At 71.5% G+C, this 24,444-nt stretch carries 25 protein-coding genes; 15 read left to right on the forward strand and 10 right to left on the reverse strand.

The genetic code is table 11. The features are described from left to right. Nucleotides 1–29: 29 nt before the first annotated feature. The gene (locus AB0L65_RS33455; protein WP_364253485.1) at nt 30–410 is read left to right on the forward strand and encodes a DUF5997 family protein; all 381 of its coding nucleotides are present in this window, start codon (nt 30–32) and stop codon (nt 408–410) included. Between the two features lie 349 nt (nt 411–759). Then, nucleotides 760–1,050 carry a hypothetical protein gene (locus AB0L65_RS33460; RefSeq protein ID WP_364253488.1) on the forward strand — a complete coding sequence of 97 codons (291 nt, stop codon included), beginning with the start codon at nt 760–762 and terminating at the stop codon, nt 1,048–1,050. A 221-nt stretch (nt 1,051–1,271) separates the two neighbouring features. Here AB0L65_RS33460 and AB0L65_RS33465 read toward each other — a convergent pair whose 3' ends face one another. The 6 genes from AB0L65_RS33465 to AB0L65_RS33490 form a co-directional block, all read right to left on the reverse strand. Then, on the reverse strand, nt 1,272–2,270 hold the full coding sequence (locus tag AB0L65_RS33465; protein ID WP_364253491.1) for a hydroxyacid dehydrogenase: 999 nt from the start codon (nt 2,268–2,270) through the stop codon (nt 1,272–1,274). Continuing rightward, nucleotides 2,267–3,184, reverse strand: a complete 918-nt coding sequence (locus AB0L65_RS33470; protein ID WP_364253494.1) for a carbohydrate ABC transporter permease — start codon at nt 3,182–3,184, stop codon at nt 2,267–2,269. Before AB0L65_RS33470 ends, AB0L65_RS33465 begins: the two co-directional genes overlap by 4 nt. Further along, nucleotides 3,181–4,077, reverse strand: coding sequence for a sugar ABC transporter permease (locus tag AB0L65_RS33475; protein WP_364253497.1), 897 nt, complete (start codon nt 4,075–4,077; stop codon nt 3,181–3,183). The genes AB0L65_RS33470 and AB0L65_RS33475 overlap by 4 nt, the downstream gene beginning before the upstream one ends. 29 nt (nt 4,078–4,106) lie before the next feature. After that, nucleotides 4,107–5,420 carry an extracellular solute-binding protein gene (locus tag AB0L65_RS33480; RefSeq protein WP_364253500.1) on the reverse strand — a complete coding sequence of 438 codons (1,314 nt, stop codon included), beginning with the start codon at nt 5,418–5,420 and terminating at the stop codon, nt 4,107–4,109. A gap of 133 nt (nt 5,421–5,553) precedes the next feature. Continuing rightward, the gene (locus tag AB0L65_RS33485) at nt 5,554–6,639 is read right to left on the reverse strand and encodes a substrate-binding domain-containing protein (RefSeq protein ID WP_364253503.1); all 1,086 of its coding nucleotides are present in this window, start codon (nt 6,637–6,639) and stop codon (nt 5,554–5,556) included. A gap of 149 nt (nt 6,640–6,788) precedes the next feature. Next, entirely contained in the window at nt 6,789–7,811 is a 1,023-nt protein-coding gene (locus AB0L65_RS33490) for a PHP domain-containing protein (RefSeq protein ID WP_364253506.1), read from the reverse strand. Between the two features lie 91 nt (nt 7,812–7,902). Here AB0L65_RS33490 and AB0L65_RS33495 point away from each other — a divergent pair, with 91 nt between their 5' ends. The 9 genes from AB0L65_RS33495 (at nt 7,903) to AB0L65_RS33535 (ending at nt 16,126) form a co-directional block, all read left to right on the forward strand. Beyond that, nucleotides 7,903–8,304 (forward strand): hypothetical protein, encoded by a 402-nt coding sequence (locus AB0L65_RS33495; RefSeq protein WP_350723174.1) that lies wholly within the window; start codon nt 7,903–7,905, stop codon nt 8,302–8,304. Between the two features lie 3 nt (nt 8,305–8,307). Beyond that, the gene (locus tag AB0L65_RS33500) at nt 8,308–9,450 is read left to right on the forward strand and encodes a glutathionylspermidine synthase family protein (protein ID WP_364253509.1); all 1,143 of its coding nucleotides are present in this window, start codon (nt 8,308–8,310) and stop codon (nt 9,448–9,450) included. Between the two features lie 31 nt (nt 9,451–9,481). Continuing rightward, complete coding sequence (locus AB0L65_RS33505; protein ID WP_364253512.1) at nt 9,482–9,913, forward strand: DUF350 domain-containing protein; 432 nt, start codon at nt 9,482–9,484, stop codon at nt 9,911–9,913. 125 nt (nt 9,914–10,038) lie between these two features. After that, nucleotides 10,039–11,163, forward strand: coding sequence for a helix-turn-helix domain-containing protein (locus tag AB0L65_RS33510; RefSeq protein ID WP_355195164.1), 1,125 nt, complete (start codon nt 10,039–10,041; stop codon nt 11,161–11,163). 103 nt (nt 11,164–11,266) lie between these two features. Then, entirely contained in the window at nt 11,267–12,163 is an 897-nt protein-coding gene (locus AB0L65_RS33515) for an ACP S-malonyltransferase (protein ID WP_364253515.1), read from the forward strand. Then, nucleotides 12,160–13,116: a beta-ketoacyl-ACP synthase III gene (locus AB0L65_RS33520; RefSeq protein ID WP_350723182.1), complete on the forward strand. Its 957-nt coding sequence runs from the start codon at nt 12,160–12,162 to the stop codon at nt 13,114–13,116. The genes AB0L65_RS33515 and AB0L65_RS33520 overlap by 4 nt, the downstream gene beginning before the upstream one ends. Before the next feature lie 77 nt (nt 13,117–13,193). Next, nucleotides 13,194–13,433: an acyl carrier protein gene (locus AB0L65_RS33525; protein ID WP_350723184.1), complete on the forward strand. Its 240-nt coding sequence runs from the start codon at nt 13,194–13,196 to the stop codon at nt 13,431–13,433. A gap of 35 nt (nt 13,434–13,468) precedes the next feature. Further along, complete coding sequence (gene fabF / locus AB0L65_RS33530; protein ID WP_350723186.1) at nt 13,469–14,701, forward strand: beta-ketoacyl-ACP synthase II; 1,233 nt, start codon at nt 13,469–13,471, stop codon at nt 14,699–14,701. Beyond that, nucleotides 14,702–16,126, forward strand: coding sequence for a carboxyl transferase domain-containing protein (locus tag AB0L65_RS33535; RefSeq protein WP_364253519.1), 1,425 nt, complete (start codon nt 14,702–14,704; stop codon nt 16,124–16,126). It begins immediately after the preceding gene. 150 nt (nt 16,127–16,276) lie between these two features. Here the strand turns inward: AB0L65_RS33535 and AB0L65_RS33540 are convergent, their stop codons facing one another. After that, on the reverse strand, nt 16,277–16,771 hold the full coding sequence (locus tag AB0L65_RS33540; RefSeq protein WP_350723190.1) for a DUF3145 domain-containing protein: 495 nt from the start codon (nt 16,769–16,771) through the stop codon (nt 16,277–16,279). Between the two features lie 175 nt (nt 16,772–16,946). Between AB0L65_RS33540 and AB0L65_RS33545 the strand changes: the two genes are divergently transcribed. The 4 genes from AB0L65_RS33545 to AB0L65_RS33560 all read left to right on the forward strand — a co-directional run bounded on the left by AB0L65_RS33545 (nt 16,947) and on the right by AB0L65_RS33560 (nt 21,630). Continuing rightward, nucleotides 16,947–17,960 (forward strand): S8/S53 family peptidase, encoded by a 1,014-nt coding sequence (locus AB0L65_RS33545; protein ID WP_364253522.1) that lies wholly within the window; start codon nt 16,947–16,949, stop codon nt 17,958–17,960. Between the two features lie 73 nt (nt 17,961–18,033). Next, nucleotides 18,034–18,561, forward strand: a complete 528-nt coding sequence (locus AB0L65_RS33550; protein ID WP_364253525.1) for a sigma-70 family RNA polymerase sigma factor — start codon at nt 18,034–18,036, stop codon at nt 18,559–18,561. Beyond that, on the forward strand, nt 18,558–19,004 hold the full coding sequence (locus tag AB0L65_RS33555) for a hypothetical protein (RefSeq protein WP_364253529.1): 447 nt from the start codon (nt 18,558–18,560) through the stop codon (nt 19,002–19,004). Before AB0L65_RS33550 ends, AB0L65_RS33555 begins: the two co-directional genes overlap by 4 nt. A gap of 100 nt (nt 19,005–19,104) precedes the next feature. Further along, a complete protein-coding gene (locus AB0L65_RS33560) occupies nt 19,105–21,630 on the forward strand; it encodes a CHAT domain-containing protein (protein WP_364253532.1) in 2,526 nt (841 codons plus the stop codon). Nucleotides 21,631–21,716: 86 nt separating this feature from the next. On the opposite strand, the gene AB0L65_RS33565 is transcribed toward AB0L65_RS33560, so the two are convergent. From AB0L65_RS33565 to AB0L65_RS33575, 3 genes are read right to left on the reverse strand one after another with little or no spacing between them, the layout of a single operon-like run. Continuing rightward, nucleotides 21,717–22,535: a sulfurtransferase gene (locus AB0L65_RS33565; protein ID WP_364253535.1), complete on the reverse strand. Its 819-nt coding sequence runs from the start codon at nt 22,533–22,535 to the stop codon at nt 21,717–21,719. 54 nt (nt 22,536–22,589) lie between these two features. Next, nucleotides 22,590–23,783 carry a nucleotide pyrophosphatase/phosphodiesterase family protein gene (locus tag AB0L65_RS33570; protein WP_364253538.1) on the reverse strand — a complete coding sequence of 398 codons (1,194 nt, stop codon included), beginning with the start codon at nt 23,781–23,783 and terminating at the stop codon, nt 22,590–22,592. Between the two features lie 24 nt (nt 23,784–23,807). After that, nucleotides 23,808–24,395, reverse strand: coding sequence for a DUF5998 family protein (locus tag AB0L65_RS33575; RefSeq protein ID WP_350723202.1), 588 nt, complete (start codon nt 24,393–24,395; stop codon nt 23,808–23,810). Nucleotides 24,396–24,444 lie beyond the last annotated feature (49 nt).

A 24,444-nucleotide genomic window follows, 5' to 3' on the forward strand; every position in this document is an offset into this window, starting at 1 on the left:
ACCCGTTCCGACTGACTACTCTTGACGTCATGACCTCGCCCAAATCGAAGAGCATCCAGACGATGAAGCCCGAGACCGCGGCCAAGAAGCTGGGTGTCCTCCTCTCGGCCACTCCCGCCGAGTTCCAGGCGGGCGTCGTCTCCAGGGACGAGCTGAACGAGTTGCAGGCGACGCCACCCGCCTGGCTCACTGATCTGCGCCGCAACGGCCCGCACCCCAGGCAGGTCGTCGCCGCGAAGCTCGGGATCTCCAATTCCGGCCTGATCAGGGCCGGGATCACCGAACCGCTCACCACCGCCGAGATCGATGCGCTGAAGGCGGAGAACCCGGCGTGGCTGGAGCACGAGCGGTCCGTCCAGGCCGAGGCCCGCAAAGAAGCACTTCGCCTCAAGCAACGGCAGGACAGCTGAGGTCCTGGGACTGGGGTGATGCGGTTCGCGCCGGGCCAGGCGCGGCCCACTGGCGACGGCCGCTAGAACGGAGGCCTGCGGGGCCGGTGGCGGCAAGGTGCCCAACCCGTCCCTACGCCCGCCGCATGGGCCTTGGCCGCCTTCGGGGTGATCTCACTCCGGATGTTCCTGCCGCCGCAGCCGTTGTCGTATGTCGATGGATGCGTCGTTGCCCGGAGGTGCGAGCCGCGCGATCGCCTGGTGATCGGAGTGGTTCAGCGCATCCCGATATGGACGCCGTGCCGGTCCGTACCTTGGACTCAACGGCGGGCCTCTTCCGGTGGAATGCGGCAAGTGTCAGAGTATTGCTGTGGCTGAGCAACCCGAGGGCACGCGCAGACTTCGCCCCACATGGCCGATCTGGGTCAACCTGCTCTTCATCGTCTTCGGCCTGTTCGTCCTCGTGACCCAGATCCTGGGGCTGCTCGCGGGCGGGCCCTGGGACCTGTTCGGGTGGAACCTGGGTTCATGGTCGTGGCTGGGGCGGCTCGTGGTGATCTTCGGCTGGGTCCTGCTCGTTCACCTGCATGTTCGAGATCTGCTGCGGAAGCGCAAGAAGAGCGGGGTGGACGTCACGGGCGGATCTTCACCTCGCCGGTGAAGGTACGGGGTGCCGTCGGCGACCGCGTGGACCGTACTCGGGAGGATCCCGTGGGACCCGCTCCCGAAACGGCCGGATGAGTCGCGCCGGGGCAGGTCCACGTCGAGCCGGTCCTTCCGGGGCGAAAAGCCGGACCTGGAGCGGGGAGCCTGTGGTCAGGCACGGAGTCGGCGGCGGGCGCCCGGAAAGCGCGGCCCAAAGCCTCGATCGACTGAGGGGTGTCACGCCGAGCGGCCGATCGTGTCGGCGCGGACGGCATGCGCGAACGGCAGGCCCCGCGCGTACCGTTCCAGCTCGTCGAGCGCCGAGTGGGCCAGGCGGCGCAGCTCGCCGCCCACCGAGCCGGCGACGTGCGGGGTGAGCAGGACGTTCGGCAGGTCGTAGAGCGGCGAGTCCGCCGGGAGGATCTCGGGCTCGGTGACGTCGAGCACGGCGTCGATCCGGCCCGAGACCAGTTCCTTGGTGAGCGCCTCCATGTCCACCAGCGAGCCGCGCGCGGTGTTGACGAGCGTGGCGCCGTCGGAGAGCAGTCCCAGGCGCCGCGCGTCCAGCAGGTGCCGGGTCTCCGGCAGCGCCGGGGCGTGCACGGAGACGATGTCGGAGGCGGCCAGCAGCTCGTCGAGACTGACCGGCCGGGCGCCGAGCGCGGCCGCCGCGGTCTCGCCGAGGTACGGGTCGTTGATCAGGAGCTCGAGGTCGAACGGACGGAGCAGGTCGAGCACCCGGCGGCCGATGTGAGAGGCCCCGATGATCCCGACGGTCCTGCGGTAGTTGCCCAGCGAGGGGAAGTGCGCCGCCCAGTCGAGGGCCCGTCGCTGCGTGCGGTAGAGGTCGCGGATGCCGAGGACGCGTTTGCCGGCGAACAGGATCGCGGCGACGGTGTACTCGGCCACGGGGAGCGCGTTGGTGGCGGCGCCCGACGAGACGGCTATGCCGCGTTCCCAGCAGGCGTCGGTGATCAGGCTCTTGACCGTGCCCGCCACGTGGACGACGGCCCGCAGCCCGGGTGCCCGCCGCAGCACGGAGGCGTCGACGGGCGGGCAGCCCCAGCAGGTGACGAGGACCTCGGCCGCGGCCAGCTCCGGCACGTCCGCGAAGTCGCTGACGACCAGGCCGGGGTCGACGTCCACCAGCCGGGTGAGCCGGTCGAGCTCGTCCGGCCCGAACAGGTCGTCCTTGAATCGCGGCTCCATGGCGAGCAGCGCGCGGGGAAGGGTCACTTGACGGCTCCAGCGGTCATGCCCGCCCTCCAGTACCGCTGCAGCACCACGAAGGCGATGACCAGCGGCACGACCGCCACCAGCGAACCGGTGATGGCGAGCAGGTAGTCCTCCGGATGGCCCTGGTTCAGCGACGTGGTCTGCCAGGTGTACAGACCCAGGTTGAGCGGGTAAAGGTGTTGGTCGGTCAGCATCACGAGCGGCAGGAAGAAGCTGTTCCAGATGCCGGTGAACTGGAAGAGGAAGATGGTGACGAAGGCCGTGCGGAGCATCGGGAAGCCGATGCTGAGGAAGGTCCGCAGGTCACCCGCGCCGTCGACGCGGGTCGCCTCGATCACCTCGTCGGGCACGTACGCGGCGCTGAACACCCGGGCGAGGTAGACCCCGAAGGGGAAGACCAGGCTCGGGAGGAAGACGCCCCAGAAGGTGTTCACGATGCCGGTCTTGGACGCCAGCAGGTAGATCGGCAGGGCCATCGCGCTGGCCGGCACGAGCACGCCGAGGAGGATCAGCCCGAAGATCTTCTCCTTGAACGGGAACGAGAGCTTGTCGAAGGCGTACCCCGCCGCCACGCACAGGGTCGTGGCGATGAGGGCGCCGCCCACGGCGTAGAGGGCGGTGTTGCCGAGCCACCGCAGGTAGATGCCGTCACCCGCGCTGAACAGGTGCGCCAGGTTGGCACCGAGGTCGAAGGTCCGCCCGAAGGCGAAGCCGCTGGTGCCGAACAGGTCACGCATGTTCTTCGTGGCCGCCATGAGCAGCCACAGCAGCGGCATCACCGTGTAGAGCACGGCGATGACGAGGACGCCGTTGACGGCCGCACGCGAGAGCAGGCGCGGCATCGGGCGGGAGCCGGGCTTCCTGCGCCGCCTTGAGGCGGGAACCGGCGGTGCGGGCGTCGCGGTCAACGTCATGGCTGCACCCTCCGCGCCGAGAACCGGGTCACGATGAAGGACAGGACCCCGCCGAGCAGGGCGATCAGGATCGAGGCGGACGCGGCCAGGCCGTAGTCGTGGTTGTCGAAGGCCGCGCGCATCGCGTACATGTTCGGGCTCCAGGCGCTGCCGATCTCGGTCGACGCCCGGTAGATCACCTTCGGCTCGGTGAAGAGCTGCAGGGCGCCGATGACGGTGAAGAGCACGTTGAGCGCGATCGCCGGGCGGATGAGCGGGACCTTGATCCGCAGCGCGATCCGCAGCCCGCTCGCCCCGTCGACCGTCCCCGCCTCCAGGACGTCCCTCGGGACCGCCTGCAGGGCGGCGTAGAGGATGACCATGTTGTACCCGACCCACTCCCAGGTGGAGATGTTGACCACCGAGAGCAGGGCGTGGTCGGACGACAGGAAGCTCCACTTCACGCCGGCCGACTCGAGCACGTCGATCACCGGGCTGAGCCCGGGCGTGTACAGGTACACCCAGATGATCGCGGCGATGAGCCCCGGTACGGCGTGCGGCAGGAAGAGGCCGAGCTGGAAGAAGCGTTTCGCCCGGACCATGGCCGAGTCGAGGAGCAGCGCGAGCAGGAGCGCGCCCCCGATCATCACCGGGATGTACAGCAGGACGTAGGTCGCGATGACCAGGAAACTGTCCCGGAACGCCGCGTCGCCGAGCGCCCGGGCGTAGTTGCCGAGGCCGACGAAGAAGGTCTCGACGCCGCCGAAGCCGAGGCCGGAGCTGCGCTCGGTGAACAGGCTGAGCCACCCCGCGTACACCAGCGGCGCGACGGAGAAGGCGAGGAACAGCAGGAGGAACGGGCCGACGAGCAGGGCGGCGGTGCGCCCCTGCCCGCGGGCCGGACGGGTCGCCACGGCATCTCCTTGAAGGGGGGAAGTGGGCACTACTGGGCGACGCTCAGGCCGCGGTTCTTGAAGTCCGCCACGGTGGCCTGCTGGGCGCTCGTGAGCACGTCGGCCAGCTTCACCTCGCCGCCGGCGACCTTGCCGAGCGAGTCGGAGATCGCCGTCCCGGTGACGCCCGCGCTCGGCCCCCATGTCCAGCCGGCCGGGATCGACTCGTACGCCTTGGAGACGACGGAGAAGATGTCCTGGCCCCCGAAGAAGTCGGTCTTGAAGGCGCCGGTGGCCGGCAGCAGGGCCGGCGCGGCCGGGAGCATGCTGCTGGTGCCGCTGGACAGCCAGGCCTTCATGCCCTCGGGATCCGTGGTGATCCACTTGATGAACTCGAGAGCCTGCTCAGGGTGCTTGGCGCCCTTGGGAACGGTGAAGGCCGAGCCGCCCAGCATCGCGGAGGCCGGCCGGCCGTCCCAGCTCGGCACCGCCGCGATGGCCCATTTGCCCTTCTGGTCGGGAACGGTGGACTGGAGGGCCCCCGCGCACCAGTTCGCGCAGAGGTAGGAGACGACCTGGCCCTTCTGCACCGCCTGGAAGAAGGCGTCGTCGCTCGTCGAGTTGTACGTGCCGACCAGCCCCTTCAGGACCAGGTCGTTCCAGTACGCGGCCATCTTCTTGGACGGCTCGTCGTCGATGGAGACCTTCCACGACTGGCCCTCGGTGCCGTACCACCGGCCACCGGCCTGCCAGGAGAGCGCGGCCAGCACGCCGGCGTCGGCGGTCGCGAAGATCCCGCCGCGCGCCTTCGCGTCGGCCTTCTTCACGTCCGCGAGCAGCTTCGCGTAGTCGTCCCAGCTCTTCGGCAGCTCCAGCTTGTGCTTGTCGTAGAAGTCCTTGCGGTAGAAGAACATCAGCGGGGCGACGTCGCGAGGGATGCCCCAGGTCTTGCCTCCGAGGTTCACCAGTTGCTGGACCTGGGCGGGGAAGGTCTTGGCGACCACCGGGCCCGCGGTCTCGGTGAGGTCCTCCAACTCGCCCTGGCTGACCACGTCGGGCAGCTGGTTGTACTCGACGATGGCCACGTCGGGAACGTTGCCGGCCTTCACCGAGCTGGCGAGCTTGGTGTAGTAGTCGCCGCCGCTCGGCACGTTCTCCCACTTGACCTGGAAGTCCTTGTGGGTCTTGTTGAAGGCGGCGGTGACGACGTCGGATGCCTTGACGAAGGAGCGGAAGGTGATGACGTCCGCCCCCGGCTTCGCGTCGGAGGCACCCGGAGCCGTGCCCCCGCAGGCGGCCAGTGCCGGCAGCGAGACGACAGCGCCCGCGAGCAGGGCGGTGATCCGCAGGCATCGAGGCTTCATATGCACCGTCCAGGGAGGGAAGTGAAGATTGGTGCAATCATTTTGTTTCGAATGAAGCCTGTCAATGCATCCTGAAGCAGCGATCAGTTACGATCGCGTCACAAGCAGGAAAAACGAAAGAAAACGAAAGCCCCTAAGAGGGTGCCGCGCCGCACGACGCCCGGATCCGCAGGCTCGGCCGCAGCAGCAGGCCGCACAGCGGTCTGCCCGGATCGTCCAGCCGATCGACAAGCATCCGCACGGCCGCGGCTCCCACCTCCTCCTTGGGCGGCGACACGGCGGTCAGGGGGATGTCGGCGAGCGAGGCGACCTCGTCGTCGTAGGTCACGATCGCCAGATCCTCGGGTATCGAGACGCCGCGGCCGCGAAGCTGCCTGACCAGGGAAAGGGCGTCCATGTCGTTGTGCACGAGCGCGGCGCGCACGCCCTCCTCCCTGAAGGCGTCCAGGAAGTCGTCGACGTGCTCGTCCATCCCCGCCGGAGCGCCCACGGCGGCCCTCGGGAACATACGCACGGGCCCTTCCCGCAGGCCGAGAGAGCGCTGGGCGAGCTCGTGTCCCTCGCGGATCCACGGGGTGGTCCTGCTCTCGCAGGCGAGCAGCGCCACCCGCTCGTGTCCCAGCCGGGCGAGATGGCACGTGGCCAGATAGGCGCCGTACGCGTGATCGGTCGCCACCTGCTCCACCGCCGGCATCGACCAGCCCGCCTTCCGCTCGACCAGCACCACGGGCAGGTCGAGCTCGTTCACCCACTGCTCCGTGGCGAGCGAGAGCGTGGGGTTCTCGCTCGGCGTCAGCAGCAGGCCGTCCACGCCGGACGACAGCAGCTGCGCCACCTGGCGGCGGTCCTCCTTCAGGTCGTAGCGGGAGACCGCGAGGCTGATCCGCACGCCGAGCTCGCGCGCCGCCGCCTGCGCGCCCCTGATCACCGCCGGGAAGTAGTACGCGGTCTGCGGCACGAGCATGCCGAGCACGTACGGCTCGCGCTCCCTTTTCCGCTCGCCCGCGGCCGGCTCCTCGCCCTCCCGCGCCGGCGCCTCCGGAATCGACACGGCCCCGCCGTGCACCCGGACGAGCAGCCCTCGCCCGGCCAGCTCCCGCACGTCGTGCCGGATGGTGACGGCCGAGACGCCGAGCCTGGCGGCCAGATCGGCGACCTTGACCGAGCCCTTGCGGCTCAGCTCCTGCAAGATCGCCCCGTGTCGCTCCTCGGCCAGCACGTGGGGGCTCCTTCCGGCTCCGCGCGATTTCCTGCGTCATCGTACCGCTGACATTTGCTTTCGAAAGCAAACGATTCCGTTTCCACGGTGTATCGCGTCAGGACAGCACGCCGTCACCTGTCCCGAGGCGGGGCACGTGACGGTGACGCTCAGGCGGCCGTCCAGTCGAGCAGCCGCTCCAGCGGCCAGGTGTTGACGACGCGGTCGGCCTCGATGCCGCACCGCGCGGCCCGTTCGCAGCCGTGGTGCTGCCAGTCGAGCTGCCCGGGCGCGTGGGCGTCGGAGTCGATCGCGAACACGCACCCCATCTCGTACGCCAGCCGCAGCAACCTCTTGGGCGGGTCCAGCCGGTCCGGCCGGGAGTTGACCTCCACCGCGACCCCGAACTGCCGGCAGGCCTCGAAGACCAGCTCGGCGTCGAACGACGACTCCGGGCGGCGCTCGCCGCGCCTGCCGCCGGCCTTCACCACCCGCCCCGTGCAGTGGCCGAGCACGTCCACCAGGGGGTTGGCGATGGCGGTGACCATGCGGCGGGTCATCTCGTCGCCGTCCATGCGCAGCTTGGAGTGCACGCTGGCCACCACCACGTCCAGCCGCTCCAGCAGGTCGGGGGACTGGTCGAGGGAGCCGTCCGTGTTGATGTCCACCTCGATGCCGGTCAGGATCCGGAACGGGGCCAGCCGCTCGTTCAGCTCGGCCACCACGTCGAGCTGGCGTTCCAGGCGCTCGGCCGAGAGGCCCTTGGCCACGGTCAGGCGGGGCGAGTGGTCGGTCAGCGCCAGGTAGTCGTGGCCGAGCCCGCGGGCCGCCTCGGCCATCTCCTCGATCGGCGAGCCGCCGTCCGACCAGTCGGAGTGGCTGTGCAGGTCGCCCTTCAACGCGCCGCGCAGCGCCTCCGTCTCCTCGTCGAGCTGCACGCCGTCGGTCGCCCGCAACCGCCGCAAATACGTAGGAACCTGCCCATCGAGGCTTTCGTTGACCACAAGGGCGGTGACCTTCCCGATGCCGGGCAGGTCGCCGAGACCGCCGGTGCGGGCCAGCCGCACGAGCTCGTCCCTGGGCAGGTCGGTGACGACCTGGGCGGCGCGACGGAAGGCACGTACGCGGTACGTGGGCTCTCCGGCGCGCTCCAGCAGGAAGGCGATCTCGCGCAGGGCCTCAACCGGTTCCATGTGAGCGAACATACCTCGGGGCCACGACTACAGGATTGAACGGGGACGAGGGCCGCCGATAGGCTGAGCGGCCCATGAAAGCAGGATCTTGATGGCACAACCTCCGCAAACCCATCCCACGCCGCCACCGCCCGCGCGCAAGGCGTCCAAGGCCATCCCGCTGACCATTCTCGGTGTTCTGTCCATCATGCTGGTCGGGTACTGCGCGGCCACCCAGGATGACGACGACGTCACCGCGGACTGCGTCATCCAGCTGGACGACGGCACGTACGAGGTCGTCGACGACGACTACTGCGACGATGACGACAACGGCTCGTACCACTACTACGGCGGTTCGCGCGGGGCGTACATGTGGTACTACGGGGGCACCAGGTCGGGCAACAAGGTGCGCGGCGGCACCACGTACCGGCCCTCTGACGTGAACATCTCCACCCGCAACGGGAAAGAGATCCAGCGGGGCGGCTTCGGCAACCACTGGGGCGGCGGGAGCTGACCGGTGCGGCGTGAGCATGGCACTCCCAGGGACGGCTGGGAGAAGACGATCGAGGGCCAGGGCCTGGCCTACCACCGGGCGGCGCACCCGTCGGGGCTGAGCAGACCGTACTGGGACGAGTCCATCCATTACGTGTTCTCCATGGACGAGGTCGAGGCGCTGGAGGAGCAGGTCGAGGAGCTCCACGAGATGTGCCTGCGCGCCGTCGAGCACGTGGTCTCGGCCCGGCGCTTCGCCGACTTCGCGATCCCCGAGTGGGCGTGGGACGAGGTGGCGCGCTCATGGGAGCGCCGCGACGCCCACCTGTACGCCCGCTTCGACCTGCGCTACGACGGCACCGGCCCGGCGAGGCTGCTGGAGTACAACGCGGACACGCCGACCTCGCTCGTGGAGTCGTCGGTCGTGCAGTGGTTCTGGCTGCAGGACGTCCACCCGGGCGCCGACCAGTGGAACTCCGTGCACGAACGGCTCATCGAGCGCTGGCGCGAGATGCGGCTGCCGCCCGGGCCCACCCACTTCGCGTTCACGAACATGGACGAGACGGGCGAGGAGGCCATGACCGTGGCCTACCTGCAGGAGACCGCCGAGCAGGCGGGCCTGCAGACCGTCGCCGTCGCCATGGAGGACATCGGCTGGGACTCCCTCAACCGCCGCTTCGTGGACGTCGAGAACCGCGTGATCCGCTCGGCGTTCAAGCTCTACCCGTGGGAGTGGATGCTGGCCGACGACTTCGGGCGGCACGCCGTACGGCACTCCACCTGGATCGAGCCGCTGTGGAAGACGCTGCTGTCCAACAAGGCGCTGCTGGCGATCCTGTGGGAGCTCAACCCCGGCCACCCCAGCCTGCTGCCCGCCTACCTCGACGGCCCGCGCGACCTGACCTCCTACATCGCCAAGCCGCTGCTGGGCAGGGAGGGCGCCTCCATGCGCATCGTCACCCCCGAGGGCACCCAGGAGACGCCGGGCGTCTACGGCCAGGAGGGGTACGTCTTCCAGGGCTTCGAGGCGCTGCCCCAGTTCGAGGGGCAGCGGCCGGTGCTCGGCGCCTGGGTGGTCGCCGACGAGGCCGCCGGGCTGGGTATCAGGGAGACGACCGGCCTGATCACCGATGACACCTCCTCGTTCGTCCCCCACCGCATCGCCTGACTCCCCACCGCATCCCCCGATAGGAATCAACGTGACTCTTCTCGAGACCCTCGCCCGCGGCTCGGGCGCCATCGCCGCGTACGCCGCCGTCGGCGTGATCCTGATGATCGTCGGCTTCTACGTGATCGACTGGGCCACCCCCGGCAAGCTGAGCGAGATCATCCGCACCCAGCGCAACCCGAACGCCACCCTGCTCGCCACCTCCGCCCTGGCCGCCGTCGGCCTGATCGTGGCCTCCTCCATCTGGGCCTCCGGCGGCCGGCTGGCCGAGGGGCTGGCGGGCACCGCGGTGTTCGGCCTGGTCGGCATCGTGGTGCAGACGGTGGCGATGTTGGTGTTCGACCGGGTCGTCGGCATCTCCGTACGCGACCTCGTGAAGGAGCCCGAGCTGCAGCCGGGCGCGCGGCTGCTCGCGGTCACGCACGTCGCGATCGGCCTCATCACGGCCGTCGCGGTCTACTGACGCGCCGGGAACCGGCCGGCCGGCCCCAGAAGATCGACCGTCGCGGTCATCCGAACGGAGCTGGCACTCTAGGAGACGTGACAGACCGGACCCGCGAGGACACCACGCGCAGGCTCGAGCGGGCCATGGGCTCGCTCGGCACGGCGGCGATGGCGCGCATGGAGGACCAGCTGTTGTGGTTCCGCGCGCTCAGCGCCGAAGACCGGTCGTGGGTGGGGCTCGTGGCCCAGGCCGGCATCGCGGCTTTCGTCGAGTGGTTCTCGATCGCCGGCGAGGATCCCCCCACCCCCAGCATCGAGTTCTTCGGCACGGCTCCGCGCGAGCTCAAGCGGTCCATCTCGCTGCAGCAGACCGTCGACATCGTCAGGGTCGTGGTCGAGGTGGTCGAGGCGCAGGCCCACGAGCTGGCCGCGCCCGGCGGCGAGGACCAGCTCCAGCAGGCCATGCTCCGCTACACCCGCGACGTCGCCTTCGCCGCCGCCCACGTCTACGCCCGCGAGGCCGAGGCCCGGGGCTCGTGGGACGCCCGGCTCGAGGCCCTCATCGTGGACGCCCTCGTCCGCGGCGAGGTCGACGACGGCCTGCACTCCTGGGCGGCCGCGCTCGGCTGGACCTCCTCCCCCGTGGTCGTCATCGCCGGCCACGCCCCCGTCGACGACCCCCGCGCGGTCATCGACGGGCTGCGGGAGAAGGGCCGCCGCATCGGCATGGACCTGCTGGCCGGCGTGCAGGCCGACCGGCTGATCGTCATCGTGGGCGGCGCCGAGAGCGTCAACGACGCGGCCAAGCAGGTCGTGCACCGCTTCGGGATGGGCCCCATCGTCATCGGCCCCGAGGTCCCCGACCTGCACGCCGCGGCCAGGTCCGCCAGGGCGGCGCTGGCCGGGCTGAAGGCGTCCTCCGGCTGGCCCGACGCGCCCCGGCCGGTGCACGCCGAGGACCTGCTGGCCGAGCGGGCGCTCGACGGCGACGACGACGCCAGGCAGCAGCTCATCGAGAACGTCTACCTGCCGCTCGCGGGCACGCCCCTGCTCGACACCCTCGCCACGTACCTGGAGCAGGGCACCTCGCTGGAGGCGACGGCGCGGCTGCTGTTCGTCCACCCCAACACCGTCCGCTACCGCCTGAAGAAGATCACGGAGCTGACCGGCTACCAGCCCACGGAGGGCAGGTCCGCCTTCACGCTCCAGGTCGGCCTGATCCTCGGCCGGTTGGCGGAGAGCGCCGAAATGTGGCGCGCCCTAACGTAATGTCGCCGAAATCCCCACTGTAGGCTTCCTACAAAACCCCCCGGACGAAGTTCGTGCGGATCATTATCCGCGTGTCGGAGTTCTACAGGGCAAGGTGGGTTTTGTGCTTGTACTCGTCGCTCCGGGCCAAGGTGCCCAAACGCCAGGCTTCCTTTCTCCCTGGCTCGAGCTCCCCGGTGTGGCCGACAGACTCGGCGCCTGGTCGGAGGTCGTCGGGCTCGATCTGATCGCCTACGGGACCACCGCCGACGCCGACGAGATCCGTGACACCGCCGTCGCCCAGCCGCTCCTCGTGGCCGCCGCGCTGGCCTCCGCCGAGGTGCTCGGCGCGACGCCGGACGTGCTCGCGGGCCACAGCGTGGGCGAGTTCGCCGCCGCCGCGCTGGCCGGGGTGCTCACCCCCGAGCAGGCGCTCACCCTGATCCGCGAGCGCGCCCAGGCCATGGCCAAGGCCGCCGCGGTCACCGAGACCGGCATGACCGCCGTGCTCGGCGGCGTCGAGGACGACGTGCTGGCCGCCCTCGAGAAGCACGGCCTGACCCCCGCCAACATCAACGGCGCCGGCCAGATCGTCGCGGGCGGCACGCTGGAGCAGCTGGCCGCGCTCAAGGACGACCCGCCGACCCGTGCCCGCCTCATCGCGCTGAAGGTCGCGGGCGCCTTCCACACCCGCCACATGGCCCCCGCCGTGGAGAGCCTGCGCGAGGCCGCCGCCAACGTGGCCCCCGGCGACCCCACCGTCACGCTCCTGTCCAACTCCGACGGCCAGGCGGTCGCCTCCGGCGCCGAGTTCGTGGAGCGGCTGGTCAGGCAGATCAGCAGCCCCGTCAGGTGGGGCGCCTGCATGGAGACCATGGCCGGGCTCGGTGTCACGAAGATGATCGAGCTGCTGCCCGGCGGCACGCTCACCGGCCTGGCCAAGCGCGGCCTGTCCGGCGTGCAGACGGTGGCGCTGAAGACCCCCGACGACCTCGACGCGGCCAGGGAGCTGACCAAGTGAAGATTCCCGACGTCGCCCCTGGCGGCAGGATCCTGGCCCTCGGCCACTACCAGCCGGCCAACGTCGTCACCAACGACGACCTGGCCAAGAACATCGACACCAACGACGAGTGGATCCAGTCCAGGGTCGGCATCAAGGAGCGCCGCGTCGCTCCCGACAGCGAGTCCCTCGAGGACATGGCCACCATCGCCGGCGGCAAGGCGCTGGCCGCGAGCGGCCTGTCGCCCGAAGAGGTCGACCTCGTCATCGTGGCCACCTGCACGCTCGAGACCCAGATCCCCAACGCCTCCGCCGTCGTGGCCCACCGCCTCGGCATCAAGGCGCCCGGCGCGTTCGACGTCAACGCCGCCTGCGCCGGGTTCTGCTACGCCCTCGGCACCGCGAGCGCGGCCGTACGCGCGGGCTCGGCCCGCCACGTGCTGGTCATCGGCGCGGAGAAGCTGTCCCAGTGGATCGACTGGACCGACAGGTCCACCGCCGTGATCTTCGCCGACGGCGCGGGCGCCGCGGTGGTGGGTCCCTCCGAGACCCCCGGCATCGGCCCCGTGGTGTGGGGCAGCTCCGGCGACAAGTCCGAGGCGATCGCCATCCAGGACCGCCAGAACTTCCTCCGCCAGGAGGGCCAGACGGTGTTCCGCTGGGCGACCACCGCGCTCCACCCGGTGGCGCTCGAGGCCTGCGAGCGCGCGGGCGTGGACCCGTCGGAGCTGACGGCGTTCGTGCCCCACCAGGCCAACCTGCGCATCATCGAGGCCATCGCCCGTAAGCTGGGTGCCGACAACGCCGTGATCGCCCGCGACATCGTCAACGCCGGCAACACCTCGGCCGCCTCGATCCCGCTGGCGCTCTCGCGCATGCTGGAGCGCGGCGAGGTCCGCTCCGGCGGTCTCGCGCTGCTGCTCGGCTTCGGCGCGGGGCTGACCTACGCCGGGCAGGTCATCGAGATCCCTTAGCCTCCCCCCGCACTACCATCCAGAGCTTGTACGGCACAGCCGTGCAGAACCCAGAAATCAAAAGGAGAACCAGCGACATGGCTGCCACCGAGCAGGACATTCTTGACGGCCTCGGCAAGATCATCAACGAGATCACCGGCATCCCGGCCTCGGACGTGACCCCCGAGAAGAGCTTCGTCGACGACCTCGACATCGACTCCCTGTCCATGGTCGAGATCGCCGTGGCCGCCCAGGACGAGTTCGGCGTCGAGATCCCCGACGACCAGCTCAAGAACCTGAAGACGGTCAAGGACGTCCTCAACTTCATCCAGGGCTGAGAAGTCACCATTCTGACTAGCAAGGAGCGCGAAACGTGAGTGCGAACCGGGTACGTGTCGTCGTCACCGGGCTTGGCGCGACGACGCCCGTCGGTGGAGACGTCACCTCGACCTGGACGGCGCTCCTCGCCGGTCAGTCGGGTGTCGAGACCCTCACCACGGACTGGATCGACTCCGTCCCCGTGAAGTTCGCGGGGACGGCCGCGGTCGACCCCACCGAGGTGCTGCCGCGGCCGGAGGCCCGGCGGCTCGACCGCAGCGAGCAGTTCGCGATGGTCGCCGCCCGGGAGGCCTGGCAGGACGCCGGCGCCCCCGAGGTCGCGCCGGAGCGGCTGGGCGTCGTGGTCTCCAGCGGCATCGGCGGCATCAGCACCACGCTGAGCGCGTACGACACCTGGCGTGAGCGCGGCTGGAACCGGCTGTCGCCGTTCACCGTGCCGATGCTCATGCCCAACGGCCCGGCCGCCTGGATCGGCCTCGACCTGGGTGCCCAGGCGGGGGTGCACGCCACCGTGTCGGCGTGCGCGTCCGGCGCCGAGGCGATCGGCCACGCGATGGACATGATCAGGGTGGGCCGCGCCGACGTGGTCGTGGCCGGCGGCACCGAGGCCGCCATCCACGGGCTCAACATGGCGGCCTTCGCCGCCGCGCGGGCCATGTCCACCCGCAACGACGACCCGCAGGGCGCGTCCAGGCCGTGGGACCGCGACCGCGACGGGTTCGTGCTCGGTGAGGGCGCCGGCATCGTGGTGCTGGAGTCCGAGGAGCACGCGAAGGCGCGCGGCGCGAAGATCTACGCCTACTGCGCCGGGGTCGGCTACTCCGCCGACGCCCACCACATCACGCAGCCCGAGCCCGAGGGCCGGGGCATCATCATGGCGATGACCCAGGCGCTCAACGACGCCGGCCTGACCGGCCTCGACATCAAGCACGTCAACGCACATGCCACCTCCACCCCTGCCGGCGACGTCGGCGAGGTGCAGGCCGTGGCCAAGGCCATCGGCACCCACCCGCTCGTGACCTCGACCAAGTCGATGACCGGTCACCTGCTCGGCGGGGCCGGCGGCATCGAGTCCGTCTTCACCATCAAGGCTCTGCAGGAGCGGATCGTCCCCGCGACCATCAACCTCGACGACCTCGACGACGGCATCGAGGTCGACCTGGTCTACGGGAAGAACCGCCCCCTGCCCGACGGAGACATCGCCGCGGTCAACAACTCGTTCGGATTCGGGGGCCACAACGTGGCCGTCGTGTTTAAGGGGGCATAAATGACCGTGCTGGACAACGGGATAGCGAGCGACGGCACCGAACAGGAGCCTGCCGACCCCCGCGATCCAGCCGTCCGCCTGACCGCGCTGCTCGACGAGGGCTCGCTGCGGCTGATCAGCTCCGAAGACAAGAGCGGCGTGCTGGCCGCCATGGGCCGCGTCGAGGGTGTACCCGTCGTCGCCTTCTGCAGTGACGCCCGCTTCCAGGGCGGCGCGATGGGCAGCGAGGGCTGCGAGCACATCGTGCACGCCTACGACGTGGCCGTCCGTGAACGGGTGCCGGTCATCGGGATCTGGCACTCCGGCGGTGCGCGACTCGCCGAAGGCGTCGAGTCGCTGCACGCCGTCGGGCGGGTCTTCGCCGCCATGACCAAGGCGTCCGGCCTGGTGCCGCAGATCTCCGTGGTCGTCGGCCCCGCCGCCGGCGGCGCCGCGTACGGTCCAGCGCTGACCGACATCGTCATCCTGGCCGAGTCCGGCCGCATCTTCGTCACGGGCCCCGACGTGGTCCGCAGCGTCACCGGCGAGAGCGTCGACGCCGCGGCGCTGGGCGGCCCGGAGCCGCACAGCAAGCGCAGCGGCGTCGTGCACGTCGTCACCAAGACCGAGACCGACGCGTACGTCAAGGCGCGCCAGCTCGCCACGCTCCTCGGCCACCAGGGCCGGGTGCGCACGGGAGAAATCGAGGAAGTGGACTTCTCCACGCTGCTGCCCGACTCGGCCAGGCGCGCCTACGACGTCAAGCCGCTGGTCAACGGCCTGCTCGACGAGCCTGGCATCGAGCTGCACCCCAAGTGGGCGCCGAACATCGTCACATCGCTCGGCCGCCTCGGTGGCCGGACGGTCGGTGTGATCGCCAACAACCCGCTGCGGCTCGGCGGCTGCCTCGACGCCACGTCCGCCGAGAAAGCCGCCCGCTTCGTACGTATGTGTGACGCTTTCGGAGTGCCGTTGGTTGTCCTCGTGGACGTTCCCGGCTACCTGCCCGGGGTCGGGCAGGAGCACGACGGGGTCGTCCGGCGGGGGGCCAAGCTGCTGCACGCCTTCGCCGAGGCCTCGGTGCCGCGGGTCACGCTGGTGACGCGGAAGGCGTACGGGGGCGCGTACATCGCGATGAACTCCCGCGCGCTGGGGGCCACCAAGGTGTTCGCCTGGCCGACCACCGAGGTGGCGGTCATGGGGTCGGTGGCCGCTGTGCGCATCCTCAAGCGGCGCGAGCTGGCCGCCGCGCAGGAGGAGGAGCGGGCCGAGCTGGAGCAGCGGCTGGCCACCGAGCACGAGAAGCTGGCCGGAGGGCTCGACCGGGCCCGGGAGCTGGGGGTCATCGACGAGGTGATCAAGCCCGCGGAGACGCGCGGCGCCATCGCCAAGCTCCTCGCCCAGGCCACGCCCGCCCGCGGCGCCCACGGCAACATCCCGCTGTAGCTCTTTGACGATCGGCCCCGCACCGAGCACCGGTGCGGGGCCGATCGCGTGCTGCCCAAGAGGCCCCCGCACCGTGCTTTCCAAGAGGCCCCGCACCGGCATGAGTGCGGGGCCTCCTGGGCGTGGCGTTCGCCCGTGGCGTGGGCAGGGTCAGACGGCGGCGTGGAGCCAGCGGACGGGCGCACCGTCGCCCGCGTACCGGAACGGCTCCAGCTCCTCGTCCCAGGGCCGTCCGAGCATCTTGTCCAGCTCGTCCTCCAGCACGCACCGCCCCTGCGCGGCCATCATCATCGCCGCCCGGAGCCGTTCCTCGGGGATCATGATGTCGCCGGCCGCGCCGATGACCGCGGTGAAGGCGCCGAGCGTCGGCGTGTAGGCGTGGCGGGACCCGTCCACTCCCGGTGACGCGTCCTCGGTGATCTCGAACCTGAGGCGCTGCCAGCCCATGAGCGAGGAAGCGATGGCCGCGGCGATGCCGGCGCGGCCGTCCCACTCCGCCTGGGCCCGCACGACGTTGGGCGCGGCGGGTTGCGGAGTCCACGTCAGATCCACGGGCACGCCAAGGACACCCGCGACTGCCCATTCGATATGAGGGCACAGCGCGGGCTGAGCCGAGTGGACGTAAAGGACGCCACGAGCAGACACCGGACCTCCCGTTTCGGTACGAGGTGCGCCTTCCCCAACGGCCTCGCCCCGGGATGATCACAAGTGACTAGGGAGAGACTACCGTCGGTCGCTATCCGGCACCAGAGGGGGGCCATACCAACTTGGTGCGGGAGTGGCATGTGACAGTTGGACCAGCGGGGAAACATACCGCCTCATGGACATCCAATCTGTCGGCGCGTCGCTCATCCGGCCTGGTCAGGTGCTGACCGACCGCGCGGCACTGTCGGCCGTCTCGCGCTGGACCCAGGCGGTCTCGGAGGCGGACGGCGTCTGCGTGATCCACCTGTCGCCCGGCGCCGACCCCTGCGAGATCACCGCCGAACTCCGCGAGCGGGGCCTGCGAGCATCGCCGAACCACGTGTTCCGCGGCCAGCCCCTGTTCTTCGGTGGTCCCGCGTCCAGACCCTTTCCCACCCCGCCCATCGCCCACAAGCCGGGGCGGTCCCGCTCGGGCGTGGTCGTGGGGCTGCTCGACACCGGCATCGCCAAGCACCCGTGGTGGTCCGGCAGCGACTGGTACGGCGAGACCGCCCCCGAGAGCGCCGACGCGACGGAGGGCTCGCAGGCGGGGCACGGCACGTTCATCGCGGGCCTGCTGACCCGGCGGGCCCCGGGCGCGGAGCTGAGCGTGCACCGGGTGCTCGACGGCGACGGCATCGGCGACGAGGCGACCGTCGTCCGCGCCCTCCACCGCCTGCGCGAGCGCCCTCCGCAGGTGCTCAACCTCTCCTTCGGCGGCCACACCTACGACGACCGCCCGCCACCGCTGCTGTCAGACGCCATCGCCGCGCTGCCCGACACGGTGACCGTGGCCTGCGCCGGCAACACGGGGTCCGACCGGCCGTTCTGGCCGGCGGCGCTGCCCTCCGTGGTGGGCGTGGCCGCCGTGGACGCCGCGGAGGAACGGCGCGCCCCCTACTCCGGCTACGGCATCTGGGTGGACGCCTGCGCCCGCGGCGACTGGCTGACCAGCAGTTTCCTGGACGGAGACGACTTCGCGGGATACGCGGCGTGGAGCGGCACGTCGTTCGCCACCGCCCTGGTGGCGGGGGCCGTCGCGGACGGGGCCAAGAGCGAGCCGGCCAAGGAGGTCGCCAGACGGCTCTTCGAATCTGAGCGGGCCCGGCAAATTCCGGATCTGGGAGTTCTGATCCCGGCGAGTCTGTAGAGTTTACGCTCAGTCCTCAGCCAATCACGGGGAGGCATGATCGCCTACTCGTGCCGGACGGAAGGAGGCCGCGATGCGCGATTCAGCGGAGCTGCTCGCAGCGGCGGCCGAGGGCGACCGGACGGCCTGGGACGAGCTGGAGGCCAGGTTCGGGCCGCGTATGTGGGCGGTGGCCCGTGCGTGCGGCCTGAGCCCCTCCGACGCGGCGGACGCGGTCCAGGGTTCCTGGTTGCGCCTGCTGCAGCACCTCCCGAGCATCAGGGATCCGGCCGGGGTGGGGGCCTGGCTGGTGACGACCGTGCGCCGCGAAGCCCTCCTGCTGCTGCGCAAGGATCGTCCCGGGGTCTCCTCCTTCGAGGTCGTCGAAGACCCTGACCCGGAGTCCGCCGTCCTGGAGGCCGACGGCCGCCGCCTGCTCTGGAAGACGGTCTCCGACCTGCACGAGCCCTGCCGCTCACTCCTCCAGCTGGTCGCCGTCGACTTCGGCAACCAGCAGATGGCGGCACGGCTCGGACTGCCCGTGGGCAGCATCGGTCCGACCAAGGCCCGGTGCCTGGAAAAACTGCGCACTCTGATCTCAATACAGGAGACAGCGCAATGATCAACGACGAGTATTTCCTGGCAGCCCTCCGGTTGGCCTCCGGGAACGACCCGATCCCCGGCCAGGTGTCCGCCGCCGCGCGCGACGCCTACCGGCTCCGGGTCCCCGGGGCGGTGACGGCCGGCCCCACCGACCGCGGCGCCGCCGGCGGTGTACGCGATGACGAAGGCTCCCATCTGGTGCGCTTCGTCGTGGCGGGCCTCACCTTCGACCTGGAGATAACGATCGGCGACGGGCTCATCGACGTGGCGGGACACGTCTCCCCGTACCCGGGGGAGGGCGCGCTCATCGACGTGCGCACTCCCCATCTGACGCTCACCCGGCGGATCGCCGGCTCCGGCGACTTCGCCGCCACCGGCCTGCCGCCGGGCTGGCTGAGCGTGGTCTGCCACCGCCCCGGCCACAAGCCCGTTCAGACGCGATGGGTGCGCATCCGGCCCTGACGCGACCCTGATCCCCTTGTCGACCAGCCGAGAGAGCCGCGTCGCCTCTCTCGGCCGTTTCCGTTCCAAGGCAGCGAGTTTCCATCCCAAGGCACCCAATATGAGCGCAACACCAGAGCGACCCGACGACCGAGATCCACTCGTCGTGGCGGCCGAGGCCGCTGTCATGCGCTCCCTGGTCGATCCCGACCACGCCCTTCGCGCCGGCCGTACCGTGCTCTCCACGGCCCGCCGCGTCGGCGGCCCCGAGGCCGAGGCCGTCGCGCACAGGGCCATCGCGCTGGCCGCCCGCGAGCTCGGCGACCTGCGCAGCGCCGAGCACCACCTCCGCGAGGCCATCGCCACCCCGGGCGCCCCGCCGGAGCGCATCGCCCAGGCCCGGCTCTCCCTCGTCACCGTACGCACCGAGCTCGGCCACCCGCTCCAGGCCCTGCGGGTGGCCGCCCTGGCCTGGGCCCACCTCTCGCCGCTCGACCGCGCCAAGCTCGACACCCAGCGCGCGGTCGCGCTGGCCCGTCTCGGCCGCCACCAGGAGGCCATCGCCGCCTGCGACCGCGCGCTGCGGGCCCTCGTGACCGCTCCCGGCACCATCGACGACCGCAGGTTCCTGGCGGGCGGGCTGCTCAACCGCGGTCTCGTCCACTCCTACCGCGGCGACTGGGACGCCGCCATGCGCGACCTCACCGCCTGCCTGGAGATCTCCCGGCACTCCGGGCTGCGGCACCTGGCCCGCCTGTCCGCCGCGAACCTGCCCTTCCTCGCGGTACGGCGGGGCGACATCGCGGGGGCGTTCAAGCTCTACCGCGAGGCCGAGGACACCCTGTTCGGCTTCCCCGAGCGGCTGGCCACGATGCGGGCGGACTTCGCCGGCGCCCTGCTGGCGGCCCATCTGCCGGGCGAGGCCAGGGCCATGCTGAGCCTGGCCGTACCCGATCTCGAGGTGTCGGGGGCGCACGTGGCGCTGGCCGAGGCCCGGCTGAAGCTGGCGCAGGTGGAGCTGCTGACCGGCGACCCGCGCCGGGCGCTGGAGGTGGCCGAGCAGGCGGCCGGCGAGCTGGCCGCGCAGGACCGGACGTCATGGCTGCCGCTGGCCAGGGAGGTCGTCCTGCGGGCCCGGCTGACGCTCGAACCCGTCACGCCCGCCCTGGTCGCCGACCTGGTCGCGTGCGCGGACGAGCTGGAGGACGGCCTGGCGCATCTGGCGGGCGCGGCCGCGCTGCGGCTGGTGGCGGCCGAGGCGGCGCTGGCCGTGGACGACCACCCGACGGCCTCGGCGCAGCTTGCCCTCCTCACCGAGCACGCCGAACGCGAGGAGCCGCATCCCCCGATCGGCACCCGGCTCACCCCGCTGGAGTCCGCGCCGGCGCGGGAGGCGGAGATCCCGGTGCCGCTGCGGCAGCACGCGCTCGCGCTGGAGGCATCGCTGCAGGAGGACGCCACGGGGGCTTTCCGGGCGGTCCGCGTCGGGCTGTCGGAGGTGAGCGAGCGGGTGGAGACGTTCGACGATCCCTCGCTGCGCGCCCACGCGGCCAGGGCCGGGGAGCGGCTGGCGGGGTTCGGGCTGGGGCTGGCGGTGCGGGGCGGGTCCGCCGGGGAGGTGTTCGAGTTCGCGGAGCGGTGGCGGGCGGTGGCCGCGCCCTCGCACGCGTGCTCGCTGGTGGATCCCGAACGGGTGCGGGCGGAGCTGGGGTGCGGGGCGCTGGTGGAGTTCGTGGCGGACGAGGACGCGTTGCTGGCCGTACTCGTCACCGGGGAACGGGTGACGCTGCGGCGGGTGGGAGACGCTCGGCAGGTCAAGGAGGCGATCGTCCGGCTCCGTCACGCGCTGCGCCGCCAGTGCTCCGGGACGCAGCGTCCTCGCTGCGACCTGGAGAGCGTCGAGGTGGCGGCCCTGGAGGTCGAAGGGCTGCTGCTGCGTCCGCTCCTCGCTGAGCTGGGAGACGGGCCGCTGGTGGTGGTGCCGGTGGACGCCCTGCACACGCTGCCGTGGGGAGCGCTGCCGTGCCTGCGTGAACGCCCGGTCAACGTGGTCGCCAGCGCGGCCGGCTGGGTGCGGGCCCGGGAGCTCGCCCGCGCCCGCCGCAGCGGCCCGCCGTCGGTGGTGGCGGCGGCCGGGCCCGCCCTGGCGCACGCGCACGCCGAGGTGCGCAACGTGCTCGCCTGCCACCCGGACGGGCGCGAGGCGCCGGGGCGCACCGGGCCGGTGCTGGAGGCTCTGGCTGCGGCCGACGTCCTGCACCTGGCCGCGCACGGGGTCTTCCACGCGCGCAGCCCGCTGGTGTCCGGGATCACGCTGGAGGACGGCTCGCTGATGGCCTACGACCTGCTGGACATCCCGCGGTCGCCGGGGCTGGTGGTGCTGTCGGCCTGCAACTCGGGGATGTCACGCACGCCGGTGGAGGGGGCGCCGCTGGGCCTGCCCGGAACGTTCCTGGCCAAGGGGTCCGCGTGCGTGGTGGCCGGGCTGGTGCCGGTGCGTGACGAGGGGGCCTGGGCGCTCATGAGCATGTTCCACGAACTGCTGGTGGCGGGCCGGCCCCCGGACGCGGCCCTGGCCTCCGCCGCCGCCAAGACCGGCGAGACCGGCTTCGTCTGCTTCGGCGCCGGCGACCATCCGTTGTATTAGCGGTCAGTGGTACGGGGGCCGCAGAGCCGATCAGCCCGGCCCCCACACCGGCGCAGGGCCAGGGCGGCCGGCCGTCGGCGGTGAGGTCAGCCGGTGGCGACCGGCCGGGAGGGGTCGGCCACCCAGTTGGACCAGGAGCCGACGTACAGGGCGGCGGGCAGGCCGGCCATCTCCAGGGCCAGCACCTCGTGCGCGGCCGTCACGCCGGAGCCGCAGTAGGCCCCCGCCTGAACCCCCTCCCGGACCCCGAGCCCGGTGAAGCGGTCCCGGAGGGCGGCGGGCGCGAGAAAGCGGCCGTCGGGCCCGACGTTCTCCGTCGTGGGCGCATTGACGGCCCCGGGAACGTGCCCGGCCACGGGATCGATCGGCTCGACCTCGCCCCGGTAGCGTTCGGCGGCTCGGGCGTCGAGCAGCACGCCCTGGGTGGCCAGCGCCCCCGCCTCGTCGGCCGTCAGCGCCGGCATCCCGCCGGGCCGCGCGGTGAAGTCGCCGGACGCCGCGAGGTCGGGTGAGTCCTTCGTGGTGGGCAGCCCGGCCTCGGTCCACGCGGGCAGCCCGCCGTCGAGGACGCGGACGTCCTGGTGGCCGAAGTAGCGCAGCGCCCACCAGGCCCTGGCCGCGACCGTGGATCCGGCGTCGTCGTAGACCACCACGGGGCGCCCGTCCGACACGCCGAGCCGCCGCATCGCGCTCTGGAACGCGCCCGCCTCGGGCAGCGGATGCCGCCCGCCCGCGCCGGGCGGGGCCGCGAGGTCCTGGTCGAGGTCACAGTAGACGGCGCCGGGGATGTGCCCCTCGCGGTAGAACTCCACCCCGGGCGGCCCACCGAGCCGCCAGCGGACGTCGAGCACCGTCACGTCATCGAGCGCGGCGAGCTCGGCCGGTGTGATCAGCGGGCTGGTCAAGGCGTACCCCCAGAGAATTCGTCGCCGGAACTCGTCACAGTATCTCCGGCCAGGTCACGTGCGGGCCTGCAGGAGGGGCACGTGCTGCTCGGCCGCCGTCATCGAGCCGTGGTAGCCGGTGAACAGAGCCTCGATCCTGTGATGGGTAGGCGCGATGATCGCCAGGTCGGCGTACGGCACGGCCACGACGTCGCCGATGCGCCCCAGCCACGCGTCCCGCACCCGGGGGCCGAACCAGCCCGACTCCACCGCCTCCCGCCTGGAGACCACCCAGGCCTTCCCCCGCAGGGTCTCGCGCCACGCCTCCAGCACGTCCCGCGCGGCTCCCGGCTCGGCGTAGACGTGCCTGGCCCTGGCCTCGCCGCCGAGCAGCGCCACACCCTCCGTCAGCTCGGGCACGCTCTCGGCGTCGATCTTCTCGGTGGCGTTGACCATGCCGTGGTCGGCGGTCACGTAGAGGGCGGATCCAGGGGGCAGGCCCTCCGCGAGCCGCTGGGCCATGTCGTCGACGACGGCGAGCTGCCGCAGCCACTCCTCGCTGCCCCAGCCCGTCATGTGCCCGGCTGCGTCCAGATCGCCGTAATAGACGGTGACATGCGCCGCCCCTTGGCGCATGGACTCGTGCACGCGGGCCACGCGGTCGTCCACGGTGTCGGCGGCCACGTAACGGACGCCCCGGTAGACGGCCTGCGTCAGGCCGGTGCCCTCGAACTCGGCGGGGGCGACGTAGACGGCGTCGAGCCCGGCCCGGGTGGCGCGCTGGTAGACGGTCGGGGCGGGCTGCCAGAGCTCGGGATCCATGGTGAGGCCGTCGGGAAGGGTCCACCGCAGGCAGTTGAACAGGTGGCCGGTGCCGGGGACGGCCAGCGTCAGGCCGAGCATGCCGTGCTCGCCCGGGGTCAGGCCGGTGCCCAGGGAGCAGAGGCTGGTGACGGTCGTGGCCGGGAATCCGGCGGTGAGCGTCCTGCCCGCCAGGCCGGACAGGAACGGGGCGGTCTCGGCGTGCGCCCTCAGCAACTCGGCGCCAAGGCCGTCGACCAGGAACAGGCACACGCGATCGGCCGGCTCCAGGACGAGCGGCCCTCCGCCTGCCGCGCCGGGCAGACTCGCCGGATCCGAGGCGCCCGCCGCACCGGGCGGACTCGCCATGTCCGGCTCGGGTGCGCGCACACCCAGCGCCGCCAGCAACGCGTCGGGCAGGTCCGCGAGTGACCCGCCGCCGTACCCCGGCACCAGCATGTCGTTCATCCTATGCCTTGGCGGATCTCCCGCTCAGGAAGCGCGGGCGGTGGCCTCGGAGAGGGCCTTGGCGAAGGCGAGGACGTGGGTGACCGCTTCCGGGCCGTCGGCCGCCTCGCTGACCCGGAGGGACAGGTCGTCGGCCGTGATCGCGCCCGTGTAGCCGTGGTCGGCCTCGCAGTTCTCGTCGCCGCAGGTGGCCGGCTCCAGGTCCACGTGGGAGATGGCGCCCCAGCCGATCGTGAGCGTCACCTCTGTGGGAGGCACGCCGGGGACGTAGGAGGCGGGGTCGGGCACCACGCGCGTGACGGCGACCGACTGGACACGGGTCAGGCGCACGGCCTCCGTGGTCGTGGAGGCGTGGGACGTCGAGACGCCCTCCACCGCGGGATGCTCGTCGGTGTGGCAGACCAGCAGCCGCGTCGCCGAGAGCACCAGCACCGTGACGTGCCTGCGCACCTCCATGGCGGGATCGAAAGTGGCCTCGTGATGGACCACGAAGGCGGTCACTGCCTCCTTGCCCAGCGCGGATTCGACCGCATCGGTGACGAGGTCGGGATAGTAGCCGCTGCGCTCGATCGCTTCACGCAGGCCCGCGGCTGAGACTCGGGTTTCCCTCATGGGTCCATCCTGCCAGGGCGAGGCTGCGTGCTCATCCGCCGGATATAAC

The organism is Nonomuraea sp. NPDC052116 (assembly GCF_040680035.1).
GTDB classification, from domain to species: domain Bacteria; phylum Actinomycetota; class Actinomycetes; order Streptosporangiales; family Streptosporangiaceae; genus Nonomuraea; species Nonomuraea angiospora_A.

What these genes read in the sequence shown, in the direction of transcription:
- AB0L65_RS33455 (WP_364253485.1), top strand. Translation starts at nt 30, where the DNA reads ATGACCTCGCCCAAATCGAAGAGCATCCAGACGATGAAGCCCGAGACC.
- AB0L65_RS33470 (WP_364253494.1), bottom strand. Translation starts at nt 3,184, where the DNA reads ATGACGTTGACCGCGACGCCCGCACCGCCGGTTCCCGCCTCAAGGCGG.
- AB0L65_RS33480 (WP_364253500.1), bottom strand. Translation starts at nt 5,420, where the DNA reads ATGAAGCCTCGATGCCTGCGGATCACCGCCCTGCTCGCGGGCGCTGTC.
- AB0L65_RS33490 (WP_364253506.1), bottom strand. Translation starts at nt 7,811, where the DNA reads ATGGAACCGGTTGAGGCCCTGCGCGAGATCGCCTTCCTGCTGGAGCGC.
- AB0L65_RS33495 (WP_350723174.1), top strand. Translation starts at nt 7,903, where the DNA reads ATGGCACAACCTCCGCAAACCCATCCCACGCCGCCACCGCCCGCGCGC.
- AB0L65_RS33510 (WP_355195164.1), top strand. Translation starts at nt 10,039, where the DNA reads ATGGGCTCGCTCGGCACGGCGGCGATGGCGCGCATGGAGGACCAGCTG.
- AB0L65_RS33525 (WP_350723184.1), top strand. Translation starts at nt 13,194, where the DNA reads ATGGCTGCCACCGAGCAGGACATTCTTGACGGCCTCGGCAAGATCATC.
- AB0L65_RS33535 (WP_364253519.1), top strand. Translation starts at nt 14,702, where the DNA reads ATGACCGTGCTGGACAACGGGATAGCGAGCGACGGCACCGAACAGGAG.
- AB0L65_RS33545 (WP_364253522.1), top strand. Translation starts at nt 16,947, where the DNA reads ATGGACATCCAATCTGTCGGCGCGTCGCTCATCCGGCCTGGTCAGGTG.
- AB0L65_RS33550 (WP_364253525.1), top strand. Translation starts at nt 18,034, where the DNA reads ATGCGCGATTCAGCGGAGCTGCTCGCAGCGGCGGCCGAGGGCGACCGG.
- AB0L65_RS33555 (WP_364253529.1), top strand. Translation starts at nt 18,558, where the DNA reads ATGATCAACGACGAGTATTTCCTGGCAGCCCTCCGGTTGGCCTCCGGG.
- AB0L65_RS33560 (WP_364253532.1), top strand. Translation starts at nt 19,105, where the DNA reads ATGAGCGCAACACCAGAGCGACCCGACGACCGAGATCCACTCGTCGTG.
- AB0L65_RS33570 (WP_364253538.1), bottom strand. Translation starts at nt 23,783, where the DNA reads ATGAACGACATGCTGGTGCCGGGGTACGGCGGCGGGTCACTCGCGGAC.
- AB0L65_RS33575 (WP_350723202.1), bottom strand. Translation starts at nt 24,395, where the DNA reads ATGAGGGAAACCCGAGTCTCAGCCGCGGGCCTGCGTGAAGCGATCGAG.